The sequence below is a fragment of the Micromonospora sp. NPDC049204 genome (assembly GCF_040647935.1).
GTDB lineage: Bacteria > Actinomycetota > Actinomycetes > Mycobacteriales > Micromonosporaceae > Micromonospora.
Map to the genome: position 1 here is coordinate 26,711 of NZ_JBEZDC010000031.1, position 19,378 is coordinate 46,088.

Here is a 19,378-nt window from a genome sequence, read left to right on the forward strand (position 1 = left end):
CGGTCCCGGCCTCGCGAAGCGGGACTCGGTGGGTCAGACGTCGTAGCTGGCGCCGGGTCGGACCACGTCGATCGGACCGGCGTACGCGCCGGCGGCCGAGTCCAGGGTGTGTGCCTCACTTCCCCAGGCGGGCACCAGGTGGGTCAGCAGGAGCCGGCCCACCGCGGCCTTGGTCGCCGCCTCGCCGGCCTCCCGGCCGGTCAGGTGCAGATCCGGCGGATTGTCCATGCCATCGAGGTAGCTGGCCTCGCAGAGGAAGACGTCGACGTCCTGGGCCAGCCGCAGCAGGGCCGCGCAGGGCGCGGTGTCCGACGAGTAGCACAGTGACCGGCCGTCGTGCTCCAGCCGCACGCCGTACGTCTCGACGGGGTGGTTGACCCGGTCCACGGTGACGGTGAACGGGCCGATCGGGAACGTGCCCGGCTGCAGGGCGTAGAACTGGTAGACGTCCTCCACCGAACCGTCGTCGCCGTACGCGGCGCTGAGCCGGTCCGGTGCGCCGGAGGGGGCGTACACCGGCAGCGGTGGATAGGGGCCGTCCGGTGCGTACCGGCGCACGACGACGTACAGGACGGCGTCGAACATGTGGTCGCAGTGCAGGTGGGTCAGCAGGATCGCGTCCGGGGCGTGCAGCCCCGCGTACCGCTGGAGGCTGGACATCGACCCGGAACCGAAGTCGACAAGGAGACGGAAGCCGTCGGCTTCGACGAGATAGGCCGAGCAGGGCGACTCGGGACCGGGAAAGCTACCGGCGCTGCCAAGGACAGTCAGTCGCATCGAGTTGTCTCGCTGTCACTGTCAGTAGCATCCGTGTGGGCAATCGCCTCAGCCATGATCTCTACCGACGCGTACGTCACGCTGCGCAGCCTACGCTGGGGTACCCGGCGGTAAGAATCATCCGGCGGAAGTTGTCACGAACGTGACACCTGCTCACGGTGCGCCGGACCGCGTACGGGCCGTCGACCCACGTCGACGGCCCGTACCGGGAAGACCGGTCCGGTCAGGCCCAGAGCTGCCCCTCCAGGGCGTCCTCGGCATCGGCGAGCGTGCCGCCGTACGCGCCGGTGGACAGGTATTTCCAGCCACCGTCGCAGACCACGAAGGCCACGTCGGCCCGACGACCGTCGCGAACCGCCTCGTGCGCCACCGCGAGCGCGGCATGCAGGATGGCACCCGTGGAGAAGCCGGCGAAGATGCCCTCCACCTCCACGAGTTGGCGGGTACGCAGCACCGCGTCCCGGGTGCCGACCGAGAAGCGCCGGGAGAGCACCGAGGCGTCGTAGAGCTCCGGCACGTACCCCTCGTCGATGTTGCGCAGGCCGTAGACCAGCTCGCCGTAGCGCGGCTCGGCCGCCACGACCTGGATGCCGTCGACCTTTTCCCGCAGGTAGCGGCCGGTGCCCATCAGCGTGCCCGTGGTGCCGAGCCCGGCCACGAAGTGCGTGATGCTGGGCAGGTCGTGCAGCAACTCCGGCCCGGTCGTCTCGTAGTGCGCCCGCGCGTTGGCCTCGTTGCCGTACTGGTAGAGCATCACCCAGTCCGGGTGTTCGGCGGCGATCAGCTTGGCGGTGGCGACCGCCTGGTTGGAACCACCCGCCGCCGGCGAGAAGATGATCTCGGCCCCGTACATCCGGAGCAACTGGACCCGCTCGGTGGAGACGTTCTCCGGCATCACGCAGACCAACCGGTAGCCACGCAACTTGGCCACCATCGCCAACGAGATACCGGTGTTGCCACTCGTCGGTTCGAGGATGGTGTCACCCGGCCGGAGCCGCCCGGCCTCCTCCGCCGCCCGGACCATGAACAGCGCCGCGCGGTCCTTGATGCTGCCGGTGGGGTTCCGGTCCTCCAGCTTGGCCCAGAGCCGCACCGGTGGCGCCCCGTCGGACACCGTCGGGGAGAGCCGGGGCAGACCGACCAGCGGCGTACCCCCGCACGCGTCGAGCAGGCTGTCGTACCGCGCCATGGCGGCCGACCTCAGCCAGCCGCGACGGCGCCGCGGACCGCCGCCGCGGCGCTGTGCGAGCTGATCGCCGCCGCCGCGGCGCTGTGCGAGCTGATCGCCGCCGCCGCGGCGAAGCCGAACGCGCCGCCGGCCACCGCGGGCAGGATGGTGACGCTGTCACCGTCGGAGAGCTTGGCGTCCAGCGCGCCGAGGAAACGGACGTCCTCGTCGTTCACGTAGACGTTGACGAAGCGGTGCAGCGTGCCAGCCTCGGTGATCAGCCGGCCACGCAGGCCGCTGTGCCGGGAATCCAGGTCGGTGAGCAGGTCGGCGATGGTGTCGCCGGTGCCGTCGACGACCTTGGCGCCGCCGGTGTAGCTGCGCAGGATGGTGGGGATGCGAACCTCAATGGCCATGATGTCGAACTCCTCGATCGGGTGTGCCTACGGTGACGGGACGGGACGAGTGCGAACGCTGACGGATCAGCGGCCGGAACACTCGTAGTCGACCGTCGCCGGGCTCTGCCCGAACATGTAGGACTGGACGGCATGCGGGTCGACCCCGGCCTCCACGACCCGGACCGGCTCCTCGGCGATCACGCCGTCGACGATCCGGAACGAGCGGATCTCCTCGGAGTCGGGATCGCGGGTCGAGACGAGCAGGTAGTGCGCGCCCGGCTCACCGGCGAAGGAGACATCCGTCCGCGACGGGTACGCCTCGGTGGCGGTGTGCGAGTGGTAGATGACCACCGGTTCCTCGTCGCGGTCGTCCATCTCGCGCCACACGCGCAGGTGCTCCATCGAGTCGAACTCGTAGAAGGTCATCGACCGCGCGGCGTTGTCCATCGGGATGTGCCGGGTCGGGGTGTCGCTGCCGACGGGACCGGCGACGACGCCGCACGCCTCGTCGGGGTGATCCCGGCGCGCGTGGGCGACGATCGCGTCGATGATCGACCGGTCGATGCTCAGCACGAGGACCAGCCTAACGCCTGACGAGCGCGGGCCGAAGTGGTGCCGGTCACGCCTAGTCGATCAAGGCGTTGAGCAGCGACTCCTGCAAATACCCGAGATAGGCGTAGACCGAGAGCTGGAACACCCGGCTGGATCCCGGGTCCTCGGCGACCGCGTCGTCCAACTCCTCGCCCAGGTCCGTGCCGTCCTTGATCTCCAGGCGGACACCCATTGCGAGCCGGGCGTCGTTCAACGCCCGCAACCACGCCTCGGCCGCCTCGGCGTCGAGTCGTACCTCACCACCGGTGTCGTCGGGCAGCGCGGCCAGGATCGCCCCCGCCTGATCGATCTTCGCGGTCTTCAGGTCGCCCTCGGTGTACCGCCGGAACTCGGCCGTCCCCGGCGCGTCCTGCGGGTAGACCGCCGGGAAGAGCCGACCCACGACCGGGTCGGTGTGGTCGAAGCCATCGGTGAGCAGGCCGACCACCTCGGAGGCGACCTTGCGCAGCACCCGCACCTCGTCGACCGCGAAGGTGGCGACGTAGCGGCCGGCCTGGCGATGGAACATGCTCACGACCGATCCACCGTCGCCCACAGCCCATACGCGTGCAGCTGCGACGCGTCGTGCTCCATCCGCTCCCGGACACCCGTGGAGACCACGGCCCGGCCCTTGTGGTGCACATCCAGCATCAGCTGCTCGGCCCTCTCCCGGCTGTAGCCGAAAAGCTTCTGGAAGACCCAGGTCACGTACGTCATCAGATTGACCGGGTCGTCCCACACGATCGTCACCCATTGCCGGTCAGCCGCCGGCACCTCGTCAGTGTCCGACGTCTCGACCGGTGCAACCTGTGGAGCCGCCATGCCCCCCATCGTGCCACCGGTTTCCCGGAACCGAGGAACCGGAACGCCGGCCCGGCGCGGATCGCCCACCCGGGACACCTCTGATCCGCCCCGGGCGCCCTCGGACCCGTGGTGCGGCGCGGACCCGGACTCGGGGGCGGCCACACCGTCAGGCGAGCAGGATGCCGTGATCGACTGCATCGGAGAGCACCGCGCCCAGCGAGAGGCGGATCACCTCGAACCGTCGGGATATCTCCCGGGACAACCCCAGCTCGACCTCCCGCACCGCGCGCTGGGACCAGGCCCGCGCCGCGTTGTGGTCGTCGCTGCCGGGCGTACGCCACTGCTGCCAGCACCCGCCGGAGAGCGCCACCGCGATCGGCGGGAGCACCTCGTCGCGGCACACCGCCGGATAGTTGGCGAGGGCATCGATCGCCTCCGGACCGGTCAACCCGGCCACCCCGGCTGTGCTGGTGATCAGCAGCACCTTGTCCAGCTCATGGCCGGGCCGGTCGTCCAGGCCGTACTGCACGGCGGTGGTGATCCGCCGCCGTACTCCTTCGACGGGCGGCGCGCCGAGCACCCGGACCGCGGCGTCGGTGACGATGCCGCGCACCGCCTGGTCGCACTGCGCGGTGGCCAACAGCGACAGCGCCGCCATCTCCCGATCCAGGAGGTCCGGTAGGCCCGCGCAGCCGACCCCGAACACGATCTCCTGGACTGCCCGCAGGTGGATGTTCGCCAGTTCCAGTGCGAGATGCTGACGGATCCGCTGCGCGCACGTGCGGGTCTGCCGGTCCAGTTGCTCCGACCAGTCGCCCGGATCGGCGACCACGGCCACCCGGTCGTGTTGCCCCGGCAGTACCGGCGGTTCGACGCTGGCCCGTCGCAACCCCTCCTTCGACGACCAGCCGACCAAGGCCCGTCGCAGGTCGGCGGCGGAGTCGGTGCAGTGGGCGTCGACCGGGAACCACCGCGCGTCGGCGAGCGCCGGTACCGCGGCCAGCAGCGCCGCGCGGTGCGCCGCCACGGTCACCGCGGCCGCGTCCATCTCGGTCGCCTGACCCCCGACCGGCGAGACGGACGCCCCCGCGTCCTCCGTCGTCGCCACGCCGTCGACCGGCGGGGCCCACCCTGCCGCGCCGGGGGTCACCGCGAAGACGACCTCCACCGAGGTCGGGGCGACCTCGGCGAGCAGGTTCAGCTCGGCGGCCGTGAACGCCTGGTCGGCGGCGATCACGAAGAGCAGCGCGCCGGCCCGGCCCACCGCGTCGAGCAGCACCTGCCGGCCGGACACGCCGAGCGTCGCGGTGTCCGGTACGTCGATGAGCGTGAAGTGCCGCAGCACCGGCTCGGGCACACTCAACTCGACCCGCCGGGGTGGACGGGCCAACGCCGGGCCGGCGGCGTTCCGGTCGGCCCCGTACGAGTGGGGCTGGCGGTAACCGGGCACGTACGCCGCCCGGGTGGGCACCTTGGCGTTGCGCACCAGCAGCCAACTGCCCGACGGCACGGTGAGCATGACCGGGTCCAGCCCGAGCAGCGTGGCGAGCACCGCGCGTCGCTCGGCGCCGGCCGGACCGACCGCGACCACGCCGAGCGGCTCCTCCGGGCCAGGGTTGGTCACGCCGACCTGGGAGGGCAGCGGGCCGCAGCTGGGCAGATCGGACGGGCCGACCACGTCATCCGAGGAGTCGACCGAGGGGAGAGGGCCCTGCTTCATCAGGTGGCCTCCCGGGGGCAGGTGGCCGGACGCCCCGGCCAGGTGGGAAATCCGGTCGAAAAACCCGGATGTCGGAAGACTACGGGCGGGCCGGCAACCAGGTGGAACACCTCGGATACTCAGCGGTAATTGTGCGGCTACTCAACTTCGTTGAGTGACGGTGCGGGCGCGGACGGATTCCGGTCGATATGCTGCGCGAATGAGTCGATGGAAGTTCGTCGGCCGGACCGATGAGCTCAACCGCCTGCTGGCGGCGGTGACCGGCGAGGCTGGTCGCGGGCTCTTCTTCAGCGGCAGCGCCGGGATCGGCAAGAGTCGGCTGCTGCGCGAAGGCGTGAGCACGTTGCCCACCGAACGCTTCGCGATCTGGTCCATCGCGGCCAGCGCCACCACCGCCGCACTACCGTTCGGCGGGCTGGTGCAGGTCCTTCCCACCGAGCAGCCCCAGGGCCTCTCCCCCGCCGGCATCCTGCGCTGGGCGCTCAACGTGCTGCAACAGCAGGCTGCTGGTCGACGGATCGTGCTCGCCATCGACGACGCCCACCTGCTCGATCCGCCCTCGGCCGCACTCGTGCACCTGGTCGCGCGCTCGGAGAACGCCACAGTGGTCGGCACCCTGCGCGACGGCGAGCAGATCCCGCTGCCGATCCGCGCACTCTGGACCGACGACCTGGTCGAGCACGTCGAGCTGACCCCGATGCCGCACGCGGAGACCGCCGGCCTGCTGGCGGCGATCCTGGGCGGCCCGGTCGACGCCAACTCCGCCGACCGGCTGGGCCGGCTGTCGGCCGGAAACCCGCTGCTGCTGCGGGAGCTGGTGCACGCCGCCAACGGCAGTTCGGAGTTGAAACAGACCTACGGGATCTGGAAGTGGACCGGCCGACTGGAGCTGGCGCCCAACCTGACCGACCTGATCGACACCCGGGTCGGCAAACTCACCGACGGCGTCCGCGCGGTCGTCGAGCTTGTCGCGTTCGGCGAACCACTCGGCCTGCACCTGCTCAGGCAGGCCGCCGACCAGGTGGACGTGGAGACCGCCGAGGAGCGCGGGCTGATCAGCGTGGTCCAGAACGACCGACGGACGAACGTCCGGCTGGCCCATCCGCTGTACGGCGAGGTGATGCGCCGCCGCTGCCCGGTCAGTCGCACCCGCCGGCTTCAGGCACACCTCGCGGAGCTGCTCGAACAGGTCGGCAAGCGCCGCCGCGACGACCTGCTGCGGGTCGCGGTGTGGCGCCTCGACTCGGGCACCGCACAGGATCCGGCCCTGCTGGTGGACGCGGCGGTCCAGGCGTTCACCCGGTACGACGTGCCGCTGGCGACCCGCCTGGCGCGGGCCGCGTTGCACGCCGGCGGCGGTTCCGACGCGGCGGAGCTGCTGGCCACCATCCTGATGTTCGCCGACCGGCCGGAGGAGGCCATCGAGGTCCTCGACGCGGTGACCCCCGAGCCCGGCGACGAGCGGCGATACTGCCGCTGGCTGACCGTCCGCGGAATGGTCAGCTACTGGGGGCTGAGCCAGCAGTCCACGGTGGAGGAGATCGCGAGCCGCGTCGAGCAGCTCAGCGACTCGGCGGACCGGTCCCGGGTGCACGCCTTCGAGGCGATCATGCGCCTGCACCGGATGGACACGAGCATCGCGGTGCGGCTCAGCCAACAGGTGCTGGACCGGCCGGCGGCAGGCGTCGCCGCCCGCGAGTTGGCCCGCTGCACCATCGCGTACGTCCAGGCCGCGCAGGGCCAGCTGACCCGCAGCGGTACGGCGATCGCCCAGGTGCACTCGGCCGTCGCCAACTGGCGCACCGACATGCCGTACCTGCAACTGGCTCTGGAGTTGGCCCGGGGCACCCGACTCATGCTGACCGGTGACCTGGCCGGGATCGACGCGATAGTGGCCGACGAGTTCGCCGACCTCGCCGATGCCGGCGACTTCCGGCTCGGCACCGGCTACCTGGCCATCCTCCAGGCGTACGCGGCCCGCTTGCGTGGACAGAGCGACGCCGCCACCCGCGCCTCGCTGGGTGCCTGCGCGGTGTTGGCCACCAGCCGGGTCTACGCCGGTCTGGCCCAGGCCGAGCGAGCCCAGTCGGCCGCGCTGCGCGGTGACGCCGTCCAGGCAGCCGCGGCGATGGCCGAGGCAGACCGCACCCACGCGCCGGGCATGGCGGTGCTCTACCCGTGGCTGGAGCAGGCCCGGGGTGCGACGCTCGCCGCGTCGGGTGACCTGCCGGGTGCGGTCAAGCACCTCGCCGACCTGGTGGATCGGCTGCGCTCGGACGGGTTCGCCGGCCACGAGGTGCACGTCCTGCACGATCTCGTCCGGCTGGACCAGGCCGGCATGGCGGTCGGGCCCACCTGCTCCGATGGTGGTCGACGCACGGTGGCGCAGCGCCTGGCCGAGCTCTCCGAGCGGGTCGACGGGGTGCTGCCGCCGTTACTGGCCCGGCACGCCCGCGCGGCGGTCACCGACTCCGCCGACGATCTGCTCGCGGTCGCCGACGACTACGCCGCGCTGGAGCTGACCGTGTACGCCGCCGAGGCCGCCTCCCAGGCCGTGCAGCGGCTGCGCCGGCAGCACTCGACGGCGGCCAACGGCGCCCGGGAACGTCTGGCCGGGTTGCTCGGGCGCTGTGACCTGATCCGCACGCCAGCGCTGCACGCGGGGGCGCCGGTGTTGACCGAGCGGGAGTGGCAGGTCGCCCGCCTCGCCGCGCACGGAGCGTCCAGCAGGGCCATCGCGGAACGGCTCTACCTCTCGGCGCGCACCGTCGAAAACCACCTCCAGCGGATCTACAGCAAGCTCGGCGTGACCGGACGGGCCGAGCTGTGGGCCGCGCTACGGTCGATCCCGGGCCACGACGACGGCGACGCGGACTGAACCTTAGGCTGGGGCGGTGAGCATCAACCGTCCCGCGCTGCTGACCGACCACTACGAGCTGACCATGGTCAGCGCGGCACTGAAGGACGGCACCGCCGACCGCCGGTGCGTCTTCGAGGTGTTCAGCCGCCGGCTGCCCAGCGGCCGCCGCTACGGCGTGGTCGCCGGCACGGCCCGCCTGATCGAACTGATCCGCGACTTCAGGTTCGACCCCACCGAGGTCGACTTCCTGCGACGGACCGGCGTGGTCGACGACGCGGCCGCGGCCTGGCTCACCGACTACCGCTTCACCGGCGACATCGACGGGTACGCCGAGGGTGAGCTGTTCTTTCCCGGTTCGCCGATCCTCACCGTCTCCGGCGGTTTCGCCGAGTGCGTGGTGCTGGAGACGCTGGCACTCTCCGTGCTCAACCACGACAGCGCGGTGGCCGCGGCGGCGGCGCGGATGGTGACCGCGGCGCGGGGTCGAGCGCTTATCGAGATGGGGTCGCGTCGGGCCCACGAGGAGGCGGCGGTGGCCGCGGCGCGGGCCTCGTACCTGGCCGGGTTCCGGTTCACCTCCAACCTCGCCGCCGGTGCGCGCTACGGCATCCCGACGGCGGGCACGGCGGCGCACGCGTTCACCCTCTTGCACGACGACGAGCGGGCGGCGTTCGCCTCGCAGGTCGCCACGCTGGGCAAGGACACGACGCTGCTGGTCGACACGTACGACATCAGCCAGGGCATCCGCAACGCGATAGCGGTGGCCGGGCCGGAACTGCGGGCGGTACGGATCGACTCGGGCGACCTGGCGGTCATCGCCCAGCAGTCCCGGGAGCTGCTCGACTCGCTGGGCGCCACCGAAACTAAGATCATCGTTTCCGGTGACCTCGACGAGTACTCGATCGCCGCGCTCGCCGCCGAACCAGTGGACATGTACGGCGCCGGCACGGCCGTGGTCACCGGCTCCGGGGCGCCGACCGCCGGGCTGGTCTACAAGCTCGTCGAGGTCGAGGGACGCCCGGTGGTGAAGCGCTCCGAGCACAAGGCGACCATCGGTGGCCGGAAGGTTGCGGTCCGCCGGCACAAGCCGACCGGCACCGCCACCGAGGAGATCATCGTGCCGCAGGGCGTACCGGACCGGCAGCCCAACGACCGCATGCTCCAGCACTCGTACGTGGTCGCCGGTGAGCCGGTGTGGCTGCCCACCCTCGACGAGTCGCGGGAGCACCTGCGCGAATGCCTGATCTCCATCCCGTGGGAGGGGCTGAAGCTCTCGGCCGGCGACCCGGCGGTCCCGGTCTCCGTCGTACCCGCCGACTGAGCTCATCGCGCACCGCCGCCGCAGACAGCCCGTGAGGAGAGGAACTCCAATGGCCAACGCTCTGATCATCGTGGACGTGCAGAACGACTTCTGCGAGGGTGGCTCGCTGGCCGTCGAGGGCGGCGCGGGGGTGGCCGCCGGCATCTCCCGGCTGCTCGCCGCCGAGCCGGACCGCTGGTCGCACGTGGTCGCCACCAAGGACTACCACGTCGACCCGGGTGCACACTTCGGCGATCCGCCGGATTTCGTGGAGTCCTGGCCGAGGCACTGCGTGGTCGGCACCAGCGGCTCGGAGTTCCACCCCGAGCTGAACACCGATCGAGTCGAGGCGATCTTCCACAAGGGCGAGCACGCGGCGGCGTACTCCGGGTTCGAGGGGCACGCCGACGACGGCGAGTGCCTGGCCGACTGGCTGCGCCGGCACGACGTGGATCGGGTGGATGTGGTCGGCATCGCCACCGACCACTGCGTCCGGGCGACCGCGTTGGACGCCGCCCGGGAGGGGTTCGCCACCACCGTGTTGCTCGAACTGACCGCCGCCGTCGCTCCGGCGACCACCGACGTGGCACTGCGCGCCATGGACGGCGCCGGGGTCACCCTGCAGGGCCAGCCTGTGATCAGGGCCGCATAAGACCCTAATTGGCTGGCCATCGGGGCGCCGCCGGTCGACGATGTCGCCGGAGGTACGGACCCACGTGAACATGAAGCCTTACCGGCAGGCGCTCGCCCTGCCCGGCCTGCGGTCGCTCCTGGTGGTCGCCGTCCTTGCCCGCATACCGCTCACCGCGACCGGGGTGACGCTGACCTTCCACGTGGTGCTCGACCTCGATCGGGGCTACGGGGCCGCTGGCCTGGTGGGCGCGGCCGTCACCGTGGGTGCGGCGATCGGCGGACCGCTTCTCGGCCGACTGGTGGACCGGCGTGGACTGCGCTCGGTCCTCGTGCTCACCGGCATCACGGAGGCGATCTTCTGGTCCACCGCGCCCGGACTGCCGTACCCCCTGCTGCTGCCGGCCGCCTTCGTGGCCGGCTCCCTGGCCCTGCCCATCTTCTCGGTGGTCCGTCAGTCGATCGCGGCGCTGGTTCCGGAGGACCGACGACGCCCCGCGTACGCACTGGACTCGATGTCGGTGGAACTGTCCTTCATGATCGGCCCGGCGTTGGCGGTGGCCCTGTGCACCGCGATCTCCGCACAGACCACCATGTACCTGGTCGGCGGCGGCATCGTCGCCGCCGGGATCGCCCTGTGGCTGGTCAACCCACCGATGCGCGACGCCGCCGAGGCCACCGCTCCGCAGCGCCGGACGCCTCGCCGGGAGTGGCTGACACCTCGACTGCTCGCCGTGCTGGCGCTCAGCGGCGCCGCGACCCTGGTGCTCGGTGGCACCGACGTGGCGGTGGTCGCCGTCCTGCGGGCCAGCGGCGAGGTCGGCTGGACCGGCGCGGTGCTGGCCATCTGGGCGGTCGCCTCGCTGATCGGTGGCTTCGCCTACGGAGCCGTCCACCGCTCGTTCTCCCCGCTGATCCTGACCGCCGCCCTCGCCCTGTGCACCATCCCGGTCGGGCTGGGCGGAGCGCACTGGTGGCTGCTCTGCCTGGCACTGATTCCGGCCGGCGCGCTCTGCGCGCCGACCATCGCGGCCGGCTCCGACGCGGTCAGCCGCCTGGTTCCAGCCGAGGTACGCGGTGAGGCGATGGGCCTGCACGGCTCCGCGGTCACCGTCGGCATCGCGATCGGCGCGCCACTCGCCGGCGCGGTGATCGACGCCACCTCGCCGCCCTGGGGCTTCGCGGTCACCGGCGCCCTCGGCGCACTGGTCACCCTGGTGGTACTCACGATCGAGCTCCGCCGCCGCCGCACCGCCGACGGGGCCACCCCGCCGCCGGTCGAAGCCGACCTCACCCCCGCCGCCCACTGACGACTGCCGCCCCGACCGCTCTCCCGCCGACGCGGTGAAGGTCGGAGGCGCAGCGACTTCGGCCGGTCAGTCCCGGGCGTGCCGCGCGGCGTCGACCAGTCCGGCGTCCGCCGGGCACCCGGCGCGCATGCGTGGTGCAGAGCGTGATGCCTGTGAGTCATCTTGATGACTCACAGGCATCAGGCGCTTCAGGCACCCAGCCCCAACGCCGTTGCGTTGGCGCTGTGGCCGACGGGTCGACCCGCTGGTGACCAACGGGGCTTGTAGGGCCCGGCCGGGTAAGCAGTTGTCCGGGAAGTTGTTCGGATCTGGACGCGGGCGCGGGGCGCCGGGGGGCGCACATGGCGACGGGCGCCGCTCCCGGTGGTCCGGGGGCGGCGCCCGTCGTACTGCTGGGCTTGAGCGTCAGTGCCGGTCGATGTCGCTCGCGGTGTCTTCGCGGTAGCTGGCGCCGCCGTCCGACTCGCTCGTGAGCGGCTTCGAGCCGCCCTCCGGCGGGCCGGCCAGGGTCTGACCGGCGGCCAGCTCCGGGAACTTCGCGTCGAACGCCGGCCGCTCGGAGCGGATGCGGGGCATCCGGTCGAAGTTGCGCAGCGGCGGCGGGCTGCTGGTCGCCCACTCCAGCGAGTTGCCGTGGCCCCAGGGGTCGTTGACCTCGACCACCGGGCCGGTCTTGTACGACTTCCAGCAGTTGTAGATGAACGGCAGCGTGGAGATACCGGTGACGAACGCGCCGATCGTGGAGATCGTGTTCAGCGTGGTGAAGCCGTCACTGGGCAGGTAGTCGGCGTACCGACGGGGCATGCCCTCGTTGCCGAGCCAGTGCTGCACCAGGAACGTGGTGTGGAAACCGATCATGGTGAGCCAGAAGTGCACCTTGCCCAGGCGCTCGTCGAGCATCCGGCCGAACATCTTCGGGAACCAGAAGTAGATGCCGGCGAAGACCGCGAACACGATGGTGCCGAAGAGTACGTAGTGGAAGTGCGCCACCACGAAGTACGAGTCCGACACGTGGAAGTCGATCGGCGGGCTGGCCAGCAGCACGCCGGTGAGACCACCGAAGAGGAACGTGACCAGGAAGCCGATCGCCCAGAGCATGGGCGTCTCGAAGCTGACCTGACCCCGCCACATGGTGCCGATCCAGTTGAAGAACTTCATACCGGTCGGCACGGCGATCAGGTAGCTCAGGAAGCTGAAGAACGGCAGCAGCACCTGGCCGGTGGCGAACATGTGGTGCGCCCAGACGCTCATGGAGAGCGCGGCGATCGCGACGGTCGCGGCGACCAGACCCTTGTAACCGAAGATCGGCTTGCGGGAGAAGACCGGGATGACCTCGCTGATGATGCCGAAGAACGGCAGCGCGACGATGTAGACCTCGGGGTGCCCGAAGAACCAGAACAGGTGCTGCCAGAGCATCGGCCCACCGGTTGCGGGGTCGTACACGTGGGCGCCGAGGATGCGGTCCGCGGCGAGCGCGAAGAGCGCGGCGGCCAGCAGCGGGAAGACCAGGATCACCAGGAGGCTGGTGACCAGGATGTTCCACGTGAAGATCGGCATCCGGAACATGGTCATGCCGGGCGCACGCAGGGTGAGCACCGTGGTGATCATGTTCACCGCGCCGAGGATGGTGCCCAGACCGGAGATGGCCAGACCCATGATCCACATGTTGGCGCCGACGCCGGGCGAGTGCTCGACGCTGCTCAGCGGCGCGTACGCGAACCAGCCGAAGTCGGCGGCGCCACCCGGGGTGAGGAAACCGGCGGTCGCCATCGTGCCGCCGAACAGGTACAGCCAGTAGGCGAAGCTGTTCAGGCGGGGGAAGGAGACGTCGGGCGCGCCGATCTGGATCGGCACGATGTAGTTCGCGAAGGCGAACACGATCGGCGTCGCGAAGAACAGCAACATGATCGTGCCGTGCATCGTGAAGAGCTGGTTGTACTGCTCCGGCGACAGGAACTGCAGCCCGGGTCGGGCCAGCTCAGCACGCATGATCAGGGCCATCAGGCCACCGATCATGAAGAACGCGAACGCGGTGACCATGTACATGATCCCGATTTGCTTCGCGTCCGTGGTTCGCAGCAGCCGCGCGATGGCCGACCCCTTGACCGGCTCCCGGACCGGCCAGGGCCGGGTCACGACCGGCTTGGGTGCGACGGTGGTCACGAGTGGCCTCCGGTTCTCGGTTGTCCCGCTCGGCACACGCTGTTTATCGGCGGGCCGTCATCCGCAAGGAGGATAGTCCCCGGCAGGTCGCAGCGCCGCGTGGGGTGGCGTGACACGATCTACTACGGGCCTACAGCGGGCCGAGCAGCAGCCGGTAGTGCTCCCCGAAGATCCGGCCGCCGCGCCCGCGCAGCAGCGGGTCGCGCAGCGCCGGCGGCACGTCCCTGGTCCGGTTGCGGTCCCGGGTCCGGTCCCGCACCCATCGGGTACGCGGTCGACGACGACTCTCGTACGCCACCAGGGCCGCTTCCACGCTGCCGGCGGCGCGCAACGACTCCGCGAGCACCACCGCGTCCTCGAGTGCCATCGCCGCGCCCTGGGAGAGCGTGGGCGCGGTGGCGTGCGCGGCGTCGCCGACCAGGAGCACCCGTCCCCGGTACCAGCGACCCAACTCCACCTCGTCGGTGATCCCGACGTGCACCTTGTCGAGTGCCGCCAGCACCTCCGGCACCGGGCCGCGGTAGTCGGCGAAGAGCTCGCGCAGCCGGCCCAGCGGGTCGGCGGGCGCCTCCGTGCCGGCCTCGTCGGCGTAGAGGTGCAGCCGCCCGGCGCCCATCGGCACCATCAGGAACCCGGAGCGCTGGCCGAGCAGGGCGGCCCACTCGGTGACGGGTGGGCCGTCGCGCAGCACGGCGCGGTAGACCACCTGACCGACCGGGCGGGGCGGCCCACCGAGCGCGGCCAGCGCGCGGACCGAGGAGCGTGGCCCGTCGGCGCCGATGACCAGGTCGTACTCGGTGGTGGTGCCGTCGGTGAAGGTGACCCCGACCGCGCCGGGCAGCAGCTCCAGGGTGCGGACCTCGGCACCGTGCCGGACGGCGCCGCCGGCGCCGCTGAGCAGCACCCGGTGCAGGTCGGCCCGGGGCAACGCCCGACATTCGCCGACGCCGGCCCAGAGGGTGTCGAGGTCGACCTCGCAGAGTCGCGCGCCGGTGGCGTCGAAGAACCGCTGCCGGTGGATCACCTGCCCGAGCGGGCGGACCGGGTGGTGCAGATCGAGCCGGTGCAGCGCGCGGGCGGCGTTGCCGGGCAGGTAGAGGCCGGCTTCGGTGGACTCCCCCGGTGGCAGTTTGTCGGTGACGTCGGGCCGGAAGCCCGCGAGGCGCAGGGCCCGAGCCGCGGCCAGGCCGGCGATGCCCGCGCCGACGACGAGGATGCGCAGGGGGGAGCCACCCATGGTGGTGTACGCCTCCGGAGGGGGAGCGGAACGCGTTGGAGGCAACACGCTACTCGGAGCGATCGGCGCACGCCAGGCCCGATCGGCCGTCCGGTTCCACTCGTCGGTGTGCCCGTGCCGCTTGGCTGGTCGCCCGTCGACAGCCGTCCGGTGGGGGCACGGCAATCCGCCCGATTCATCAGTTTGCCGCGTACGGTTGCGCAGCAGTTTCAGGCATGTAAATGTGTCGTTGAGCGTGGGAGCGCTCCCGCACCACCCCACCACACGCGGCGCCCGGCATGCGCCGAGTCAAGGAGCGTCATGAAACGTCAACTTCGGGCCCTGGCCGCCGCCAGCGTGCTGCTCGCCGGCTCGCTGGTAGCGGTGGCCTTCGGCGGCACCGCCTCCGCCGACACCCAGATCTGCGAACAGTACGGCTCGACGGTCATCCAGGGCCGCTACGTGGTGCAGAACAACCGCTGGGGCACCACCGCCCAGCAGTGCATCAACGCCACCAACAACGGCTTCGAGATCACCACCCTGAACGGCAGCAGCCCCACCAACGGGGCGCCCACGGCGTACCCCTCGATCTTCTTCGGTTGTCACTACACCAACTGCTCCCCCGGCACGAACCTGCCGATCCAGGTGAGCCAGATCAGCAGCGCCACCAGCAGCATCTCCTACCGCTACGTCAGCGGGGCGACCTACAACGCGTCGTACGACATCTGGCTGGACCCGTCGCCCAAGCGGGACGGGGTGAACCAGATGGAGATCATGATCTGGCTCAACCGGCAGGGCCCGATCCAGCCCATCGGCTCGGTCGTCGGCACGACGAACCTGGCCGGCCGCACCTGGGAGGTCTGGCGGGGCAGCAACGGCTCCAACAACGTCATCTCCTACGTCGCGTCGTCGGCGATCTCCAGCCTGAACTTCAGCGTGCTGGACTTCATCAACGACACCCGCAACCGGGGCGCGATCACCAACTCCTGGTACCTGACCAGCATCCAGGCCGGCTTCGAGCCCTGGCAGGGTGGCGTCGGCCTCGCGGTGACCTCGTTCTCGGCAAACGTCAACGGTGGCGGCCAGCCGCCGACGACCCCGCCGCCGGGCGGTGGCGCGAGCTGCGCGGTGAAGTACACGGCGAACTCGTGGAACAACGGCTTCACGGCCGACGTGCAGATCAGCAACACCGGGTCCAGCGCGATCAACGGTTGGACGCTCACCTACAACCTGCCCGGCGGGCAGCGGGTCACCAACGCCTGGAACGCCACGGTGAGCCAGAGCGGGTCGACGGTGACCGCCCGCAACGTCGGCCACAACGGGTCGGTCGCACCCGGTGGCACGGCCAGCTTCGGCTACCAGGGCACGCTGAGCGGGTCGTACTCGTCCCCGACCAGCTTCTCGCTCAACGGGGCAACCTGCTCCCGGAGCTGAGTGCTCGCAACAGGCTGCGGGGGCGTGACCGTTCAGGTCACGCCCCCGCGGCGTCTGTCGGTGCCGGACGCTCAGGCGGCCGGCGGGATGGTCCGCGTCCGGGTCAGTTGGCCGAAGCTGGTCGGCGACCCGTCGTACGTGGTGCCGAAACCGCTGCCCGAGACGGTCGTCCACGCGGACGTGCTGATGTGCACGCTGCCGTCCGCACCCGTCCACCGCTCGCGCCGCAGCGGCTCGTCGAGAGCCACCCAGGTGACCTTGAGAGTGGTGGTGCCCGTGCTCTCCCGCCACTCGCCGCAGATCTCGTCCCCGTCGACGAAGTCGCAGTGCTGCTGAGACTCCTGATACGGCACCGTCGCGGTGAGCTTCGCACCCGTCAACGAGAACGAGAAACGGGTGACCGGCACGTCGTACGCGCGGCGGGAGACGCTGTCGCAGCCGCGCACTCCGTCGGTGACGCCACACACGCTCTTCTGCCACTCGACGTCGACAACTGTGTCGCCGACCGCCGGCCGGGTCACGTCGACGGACATGCTGCCATCGCCGTCGAATTGGGCGTGCGCGGACCGGTTGACGGTGTCGGCCTGCGCCGGGCCGGCGACCAGCGTGATCGTGGCGGCGGCAGTGATGCCGGCGGCCAGGACTGTGGAGAAACGGATCACTGTGCTCCCTTGCTGAGGTGGAGCGATGACCTTAAATCAATCCACCGACATCCGGCACCCGGTTTGATCCACTCGGGTCACCTGAAGTCGGGGCATCATCGCGCCTGGGACGCCCCGACTTTCAGGAAGTCGAGTCGGTCAAGCGCGGACGGCCGAGATCAAGCGCCGGAAGGCCGCTGTCAGACGCGGGTGAGGCGTACCGCGTCGGCGATGACCAGGCCGCTGGTGTTGCTCCACCGGCTCACGCCCACCCGGTTGGCGTCGCCCGCCGGGAGTGCGAACGTGCCGAGGACGCGCCACTGCCCGCCGGTGGCCCGTTGGTCGACCCGCACCGTCTGGTTGCCGGTGCTGGTGGCGACGATGTACGGGGTGGCGCTGTTGTAGCCGGAGTTCGCCGGCCACCAGGCCTCGACCCGGTAGCTGGCGGTGGCCGGCACGTTGAACCGGTACCACGCGACGTCGCTGGCCGCGACCGGGTCCGCGTACCGGTAGTCGGCGCCGTAGCGCTGCCCGGAGTACGACGACACGCCCCAGTTGGCGCTGGCGGTGAACCGGCCGCTGGTGGTGTTGTCCACCGTGGACGACCAGGCCGTGCCGCCGCCGGCCATTCTCGCCGCCACGTCGGCCCGCATCACGTTCAGGTCGATGAACGACGGGTCGATCTTGCCGGTGGTGCTGGTCTCCCGGTGCCCCCGGGCATAGCTGCTGTCCCGGCCCAGGCGGGTGAGCACGGCAGCGGTGGCGGCGAGCGACGCGCTGTACTGCGCGGCGGTCATCTCCTGACTGACGCCGTTGTAGTCGATCTCCCACCCGATCATGAGGGTGTTGCCGTCGCCCGCCGGGATCGGCCCGCTGCCGCCGCTGACCCCGGCGTGGTTGCACCGGCCGGCCGAGATGACGTGGAAGACACCGTTGTAGTCGACGAGCGCCTGGCAGAGCGGGCCGGGCAGGTCGGACCGGCCGTTGATGCAGATGCCGAGGGCCGGGTGCGGGTTGCTGGCGCTGGAGGTCGAGGCGGTGTGGTGCCAGAGCACCCCGATCGGGTCGAAGGAGCCGGGCCGCATCCGGTTGAGCCAGTCCCCCTCGACGACGACCTGGACCCCGGCGGCGCGTAGGACGTCCACCAGCCAGGGGATCGTCGCCATCAGGCGTCCTGGAGCAGGTCGGCGAGGCACTCGGCCTTCGGCGCGGCGCTCGCCGGAGTGGGCCGGGCGACGACGGTCAGCGCGGCGGCCACCAGGGCCGGGATGCCGAGCAGCCCGCGGCGGCGCAGGCGGATGGACGGGGGTCGGGACATGGCGATCCTCCAGCGACGGCGGGTTTCGAATGGATCGACGAACGTGATGACGGGCACGTTATACCGTCACGAACGTCGATGTCGATACCCTTCATCTTCATGTTGCTGACTGAAGGAAATCGCCGCTTCAGACCTCGCCGAGCGCGTCGATGTCGCGCATCTCCTCCGCCGTCACGCTGCGCGGCTACCTGTGCAGCCGCACACCCCGCGGTATAGCAGACGCTATACTTCACGGATGGCTACGGACGAGTGGGAGATCTACCTCGTCAGCGAAGTGCAGGAGTGGATCGACAGCCTCGATCCACTCACCCACGCCCGCGTCGTGCAAGCCATCGACCTGCTCGCCGAAGCTGGTCCAGGGCTCGGCCGGCCGCTGGTCGACACGATCCACGGCTCGTCGGTCGCCAACCTCAAAGAGCTGCGCCCCGGCACCGTACGCATACTCTTCGCCTTCGACCCGTGGCGTTCCAGCATCCTGCTCGTCGCCGGAGACAAGGCCGGACGATGGCAGCAGTGGTACGCGGAAGCGATCCCCCTGGCCGAGCAACGCTACGAGATCTACCTGAAGGAACGCGCCGAGGAGGAGGGCCGACAGCCATGAGCAGCTACCCACGCTGGAGCGACATCCGCGCCGCTCACGTCGAGCGCGCCGGCGGCGAACAGGCCGTCGAGACGGGCAAGCAGGAACTACTCGCCAGCGTGGTCGGACACCGCCTTGCCGAGGTACGCCGCGCCCGTGGCCTAACCCAACAGCAGGTCGCCGACCGCATGAGCGTCACGAAAGGCCGAGTCTCCCAAATCGAACAGGGCAAGATCTCCGGCCAAGACATCGTCGCCCGCTACGCCGCCGCCCTCGGCGGACGCCTCCACCAAGCCATCTACTTCGACGACGGCGACATCGCCGCCATCGCATAACCACCCCACCTGGCCAAAACCAGCCATCGACCGAATCGCGAACGGTGCCGTGGCCGAGCAGCCCCAGCGCGGGCCCCGCCCCCGCCGGATGTGAAAGAAACCGCCTCAGACCACGCCGCGCGCGGCGATGTGG

Annotated in this window: 19 protein-coding genes; 7 read left to right on the forward strand and 12 right to left on the reverse strand. The window is 70.8% G+C overall.

Annotated features, from left to right (window positions below; genetic code table 11):
• Window positions 1–33 precede the first annotated feature (33 nt).
• The 7 genes from AB0A90_RS34065 to AB0A90_RS34095 form a co-directional block, all read right to left on the reverse strand.
• A complete protein-coding gene (locus AB0A90_RS34065; protein ID WP_357255990.1) occupies window positions 34–777 on the reverse strand; it encodes an MBL fold metallo-hydrolase in 744 nt (247 codons plus the stop codon).
• A gap of 223 nt (window positions 778–1,000) precedes the next feature.
• On the reverse strand, window positions 1,001–1,966 hold the full coding sequence (locus AB0A90_RS34070; RefSeq protein WP_357255992.1) for a pyridoxal-phosphate dependent enzyme: 966 nt from the start codon (window positions 1,964–1,966) through the stop codon (window positions 1,001–1,003).
• An 11-nt stretch (window positions 1,967–1,977) separates the two neighbouring features.
• Window positions 1,978–2,361: a MoaD family protein gene (locus tag AB0A90_RS34075; RefSeq protein ID WP_357255994.1), complete on the reverse strand. Its 384-nt coding sequence runs from the start codon at window positions 2,359–2,361 to the stop codon at window positions 1,978–1,980.
• A gap of 66 nt (window positions 2,362–2,427) precedes the next feature.
• Window positions 2,428–2,916, reverse strand: a complete 489-nt coding sequence (locus AB0A90_RS34080) for a M67 family metallopeptidase (RefSeq protein ID WP_357255995.1) — start codon at window positions 2,914–2,916, stop codon at window positions 2,428–2,430.
• A gap of 52 nt (window positions 2,917–2,968) precedes the next feature.
• Complete coding sequence (locus AB0A90_RS34085; protein WP_357256025.1) at window positions 2,969–3,463, reverse strand: DUF2017 domain-containing protein; 495 nt, start codon at window positions 3,461–3,463, stop codon at window positions 2,969–2,971.
• Between the two features lie 2 nt (window positions 3,464–3,465).
• Window positions 3,466–3,756 carry an ATP-dependent Clp protease adapter ClpS gene (gene clpS / locus AB0A90_RS34090; RefSeq protein WP_357256027.1) on the reverse strand — a complete coding sequence of 97 codons (291 nt, stop codon included), beginning with the start codon at window positions 3,754–3,756 and terminating at the stop codon, window positions 3,466–3,468.
• A gap of 148 nt (window positions 3,757–3,904) precedes the next feature.
• Window positions 3,905–5,458 carry a hypothetical protein gene (locus tag AB0A90_RS34095; protein ID WP_357255998.1) on the reverse strand — a complete coding sequence of 518 codons (1,554 nt, stop codon included), beginning with the start codon at window positions 5,456–5,458 and terminating at the stop codon, window positions 3,905–3,907.
• Between the two features lie 199 nt (window positions 5,459–5,657).
• On the opposite strand from AB0A90_RS34095, the gene AB0A90_RS34100 reads away from it, so the two are divergent.
• Genes AB0A90_RS34100 through AB0A90_RS34115 form a run of 4 tightly spaced genes read left to right on the forward strand, consistent with a single transcriptional unit; the run spans window position 5,658 to window position 11,558 of the window.
• Window positions 5,658–8,336, forward strand: coding sequence for a LuxR C-terminal-related transcriptional regulator (locus AB0A90_RS34100; protein WP_357256000.1), 2,679 nt, complete (start codon window positions 5,658–5,660; stop codon window positions 8,334–8,336).
• A gap of 16 nt (window positions 8,337–8,352) precedes the next feature.
• Window positions 8,353–9,639 carry a nicotinate phosphoribosyltransferase gene (locus AB0A90_RS34105; protein ID WP_357256002.1) on the forward strand — a complete coding sequence of 429 codons (1,287 nt, stop codon included), beginning with the start codon at window positions 8,353–8,355 and terminating at the stop codon, window positions 9,637–9,639.
• 49 nt (window positions 9,640–9,688) lie between these two features.
• Window positions 9,689–10,270: an isochorismatase family protein gene (locus AB0A90_RS34110; protein ID WP_357256004.1), complete on the forward strand. Its 582-nt coding sequence runs from the start codon at window positions 9,689–9,691 to the stop codon at window positions 10,268–10,270.
• A 40-nt stretch (window positions 10,271–10,310) separates the two neighbouring features.
• Window positions 10,311–11,558 (forward strand): MFS transporter, encoded by a 1,248-nt coding sequence (locus AB0A90_RS34115; protein WP_357256006.1) that lies wholly within the window; start codon window positions 10,311–10,313, stop codon window positions 11,556–11,558.
• Window positions 11,559–11,963: 405 nt separating this feature from the next.
• Here AB0A90_RS34115 and ctaD read toward each other — a convergent pair whose 3' ends face one another.
• Both ctaD and AB0A90_RS34125 read right to left on the reverse strand, forming a co-directional pair.
• Window positions 11,964–13,721 carry a cytochrome c oxidase subunit I gene (ctaD, locus tag AB0A90_RS34120; RefSeq protein WP_357256008.1) on the reverse strand — a complete coding sequence of 586 codons (1,758 nt, stop codon included), beginning with the start codon at window positions 13,719–13,721 and terminating at the stop codon, window positions 11,964–11,966.
• A 130-nt stretch (window positions 13,722–13,851) separates the two neighbouring features.
• On the reverse strand, window positions 13,852–14,958 hold the full coding sequence (locus AB0A90_RS34125; RefSeq protein WP_357256010.1) for an FAD-dependent monooxygenase: 1,107 nt from the start codon (window positions 14,956–14,958) through the stop codon (window positions 13,852–13,854).
• 300 nt (window positions 14,959–15,258) lie between these two features.
• Here AB0A90_RS34125 and AB0A90_RS34130 point away from each other — a divergent pair, with 300 nt between their 5' ends.
• A complete protein-coding gene (locus AB0A90_RS34130) occupies window positions 15,259–16,371 on the forward strand; it encodes a cellulose binding domain-containing protein (protein ID WP_357256012.1) in 1,113 nt (370 codons plus the stop codon).
• A gap of 71 nt (window positions 16,372–16,442) precedes the next feature.
• On the opposite strand, the gene AB0A90_RS34135 is transcribed toward AB0A90_RS34130, so the two are convergent.
• The 3 genes from AB0A90_RS34135 to AB0A90_RS34145 form a co-directional block, all read right to left on the reverse strand.
• Window positions 16,443–17,033, reverse strand: a complete 591-nt coding sequence (locus tag AB0A90_RS34135; RefSeq protein WP_357256014.1) for a hypothetical protein — start codon at window positions 17,031–17,033, stop codon at window positions 16,443–16,445.
• 179 nt (window positions 17,034–17,212) lie between these two features.
• Window positions 17,213–18,178 (reverse strand): N-acetylmuramoyl-L-alanine amidase, encoded by a 966-nt coding sequence (locus AB0A90_RS34140; RefSeq protein ID WP_357256016.1) that lies wholly within the window; start codon window positions 18,176–18,178, stop codon window positions 17,213–17,215.
• Window positions 18,178–18,330 (reverse strand): hypothetical protein, encoded by a 153-nt coding sequence (locus AB0A90_RS34145; RefSeq protein WP_357256018.1) that lies wholly within the window; start codon window positions 18,328–18,330, stop codon window positions 18,178–18,180. The genes AB0A90_RS34140 and AB0A90_RS34145 overlap by 1 nt, the downstream gene beginning before the upstream one ends.
• Before the next feature lie 235 nt (window positions 18,331–18,565).
• Between AB0A90_RS34145 and AB0A90_RS34150 the strand changes: the two genes are divergently transcribed.
• Both AB0A90_RS34150 and AB0A90_RS34155 read left to right on the forward strand, forming a co-directional pair.
• Window positions 18,566–18,931, forward strand: coding sequence for a type II toxin-antitoxin system RelE/ParE family toxin (locus tag AB0A90_RS34150; RefSeq protein ID WP_357256020.1), 366 nt, complete (start codon window positions 18,566–18,568; stop codon window positions 18,929–18,931).
• The gene (locus tag AB0A90_RS34155) at window positions 18,928–19,245 is read left to right on the forward strand and encodes a helix-turn-helix transcriptional regulator (RefSeq protein WP_357256022.1); all 318 of its coding nucleotides are present in this window, start codon (window positions 18,928–18,930) and stop codon (window positions 19,243–19,245) included. The genes AB0A90_RS34150 and AB0A90_RS34155 overlap by 4 nt, the downstream gene beginning before the upstream one ends.
• The last annotated feature ends 133 nt before the right edge of the window (window positions 19,246–19,378 follow it).

Excerpts from the sequence above, each read along its gene's own strand:
- AB0A90_RS34125 (WP_357256010.1), bottom strand. The coding sequence starts at position 14,958 with ATGGGTGGCTCCCCCCTGCGCATCCTCGTCGTCGGCGCGGGCATCGCC.
- AB0A90_RS34115 (WP_357256006.1), top strand. The coding sequence starts at position 10,311 with ATGTCGCCGGAGGTACGGACCCACGTGAACATGAAGCCTTACCGGCAG.
- clpS (WP_357256027.1), bottom strand. The coding sequence starts at position 3,756 with ATGGCGGCTCCACAGGTTGCACCGGTCGAGACGTCGGACACTGACGAG.
- AB0A90_RS34065 (WP_357255990.1), bottom strand. The coding sequence starts at position 777 with ATGCGACTGACTGTCCTTGGCAGCGCCGGTAGCTTTCCCGGTCCCGAG.
- AB0A90_RS34075 (WP_357255994.1), bottom strand. The coding sequence starts at position 2,361 with ATGGCCATTGAGGTTCGCATCCCCACCATCCTGCGCAGCTACACCGGC.
- AB0A90_RS34110 (WP_357256004.1), top strand. The coding sequence starts at position 9,689 with ATGGCCAACGCTCTGATCATCGTGGACGTGCAGAACGACTTCTGCGAG.
- AB0A90_RS34130 (WP_357256012.1), top strand. The coding sequence starts at position 15,259 with ATGAAACGTCAACTTCGGGCCCTGGCCGCCGCCAGCGTGCTGCTCGCC.
- AB0A90_RS34155 (WP_357256022.1), top strand. The coding sequence starts at position 18,928 with ATGAGCAGCTACCCACGCTGGAGCGACATCCGCGCCGCTCACGTCGAG.
- AB0A90_RS34095 (WP_357255998.1), bottom strand. The coding sequence starts at position 5,458 with ATGAAGCAGGGCCCTCTCCCCTCGGTCGACTCCTCGGATGACGTGGTC.
- AB0A90_RS34150 (WP_357256020.1), top strand. The coding sequence starts at position 18,566 with ATGGCTACGGACGAGTGGGAGATCTACCTCGTCAGCGAAGTGCAGGAG.
- AB0A90_RS34100 (WP_357256000.1), top strand. The coding sequence starts at position 5,658 with ATGAGTCGATGGAAGTTCGTCGGCCGGACCGATGAGCTCAACCGCCTG.
- AB0A90_RS34140 (WP_357256016.1), bottom strand. The coding sequence starts at position 18,178 with ATGGCGACGATCCCCTGGCTGGTGGACGTCCTACGCGCCGCCGGGGTC.
- AB0A90_RS34085 (WP_357256025.1), bottom strand. The coding sequence starts at position 3,463 with ATGTTCCATCGCCAGGCCGGCCGCTACGTCGCCACCTTCGCGGTCGAC.
- AB0A90_RS34070 (WP_357255992.1), bottom strand. The coding sequence starts at position 1,966 with ATGGCGCGGTACGACAGCCTGCTCGACGCGTGCGGGGGTACGCCGCTG.
- AB0A90_RS34145 (WP_357256018.1), bottom strand. The coding sequence starts at position 18,330 with ATGTCCCGACCCCCGTCCATCCGCCTGCGCCGCCGCGGGCTGCTCGGC.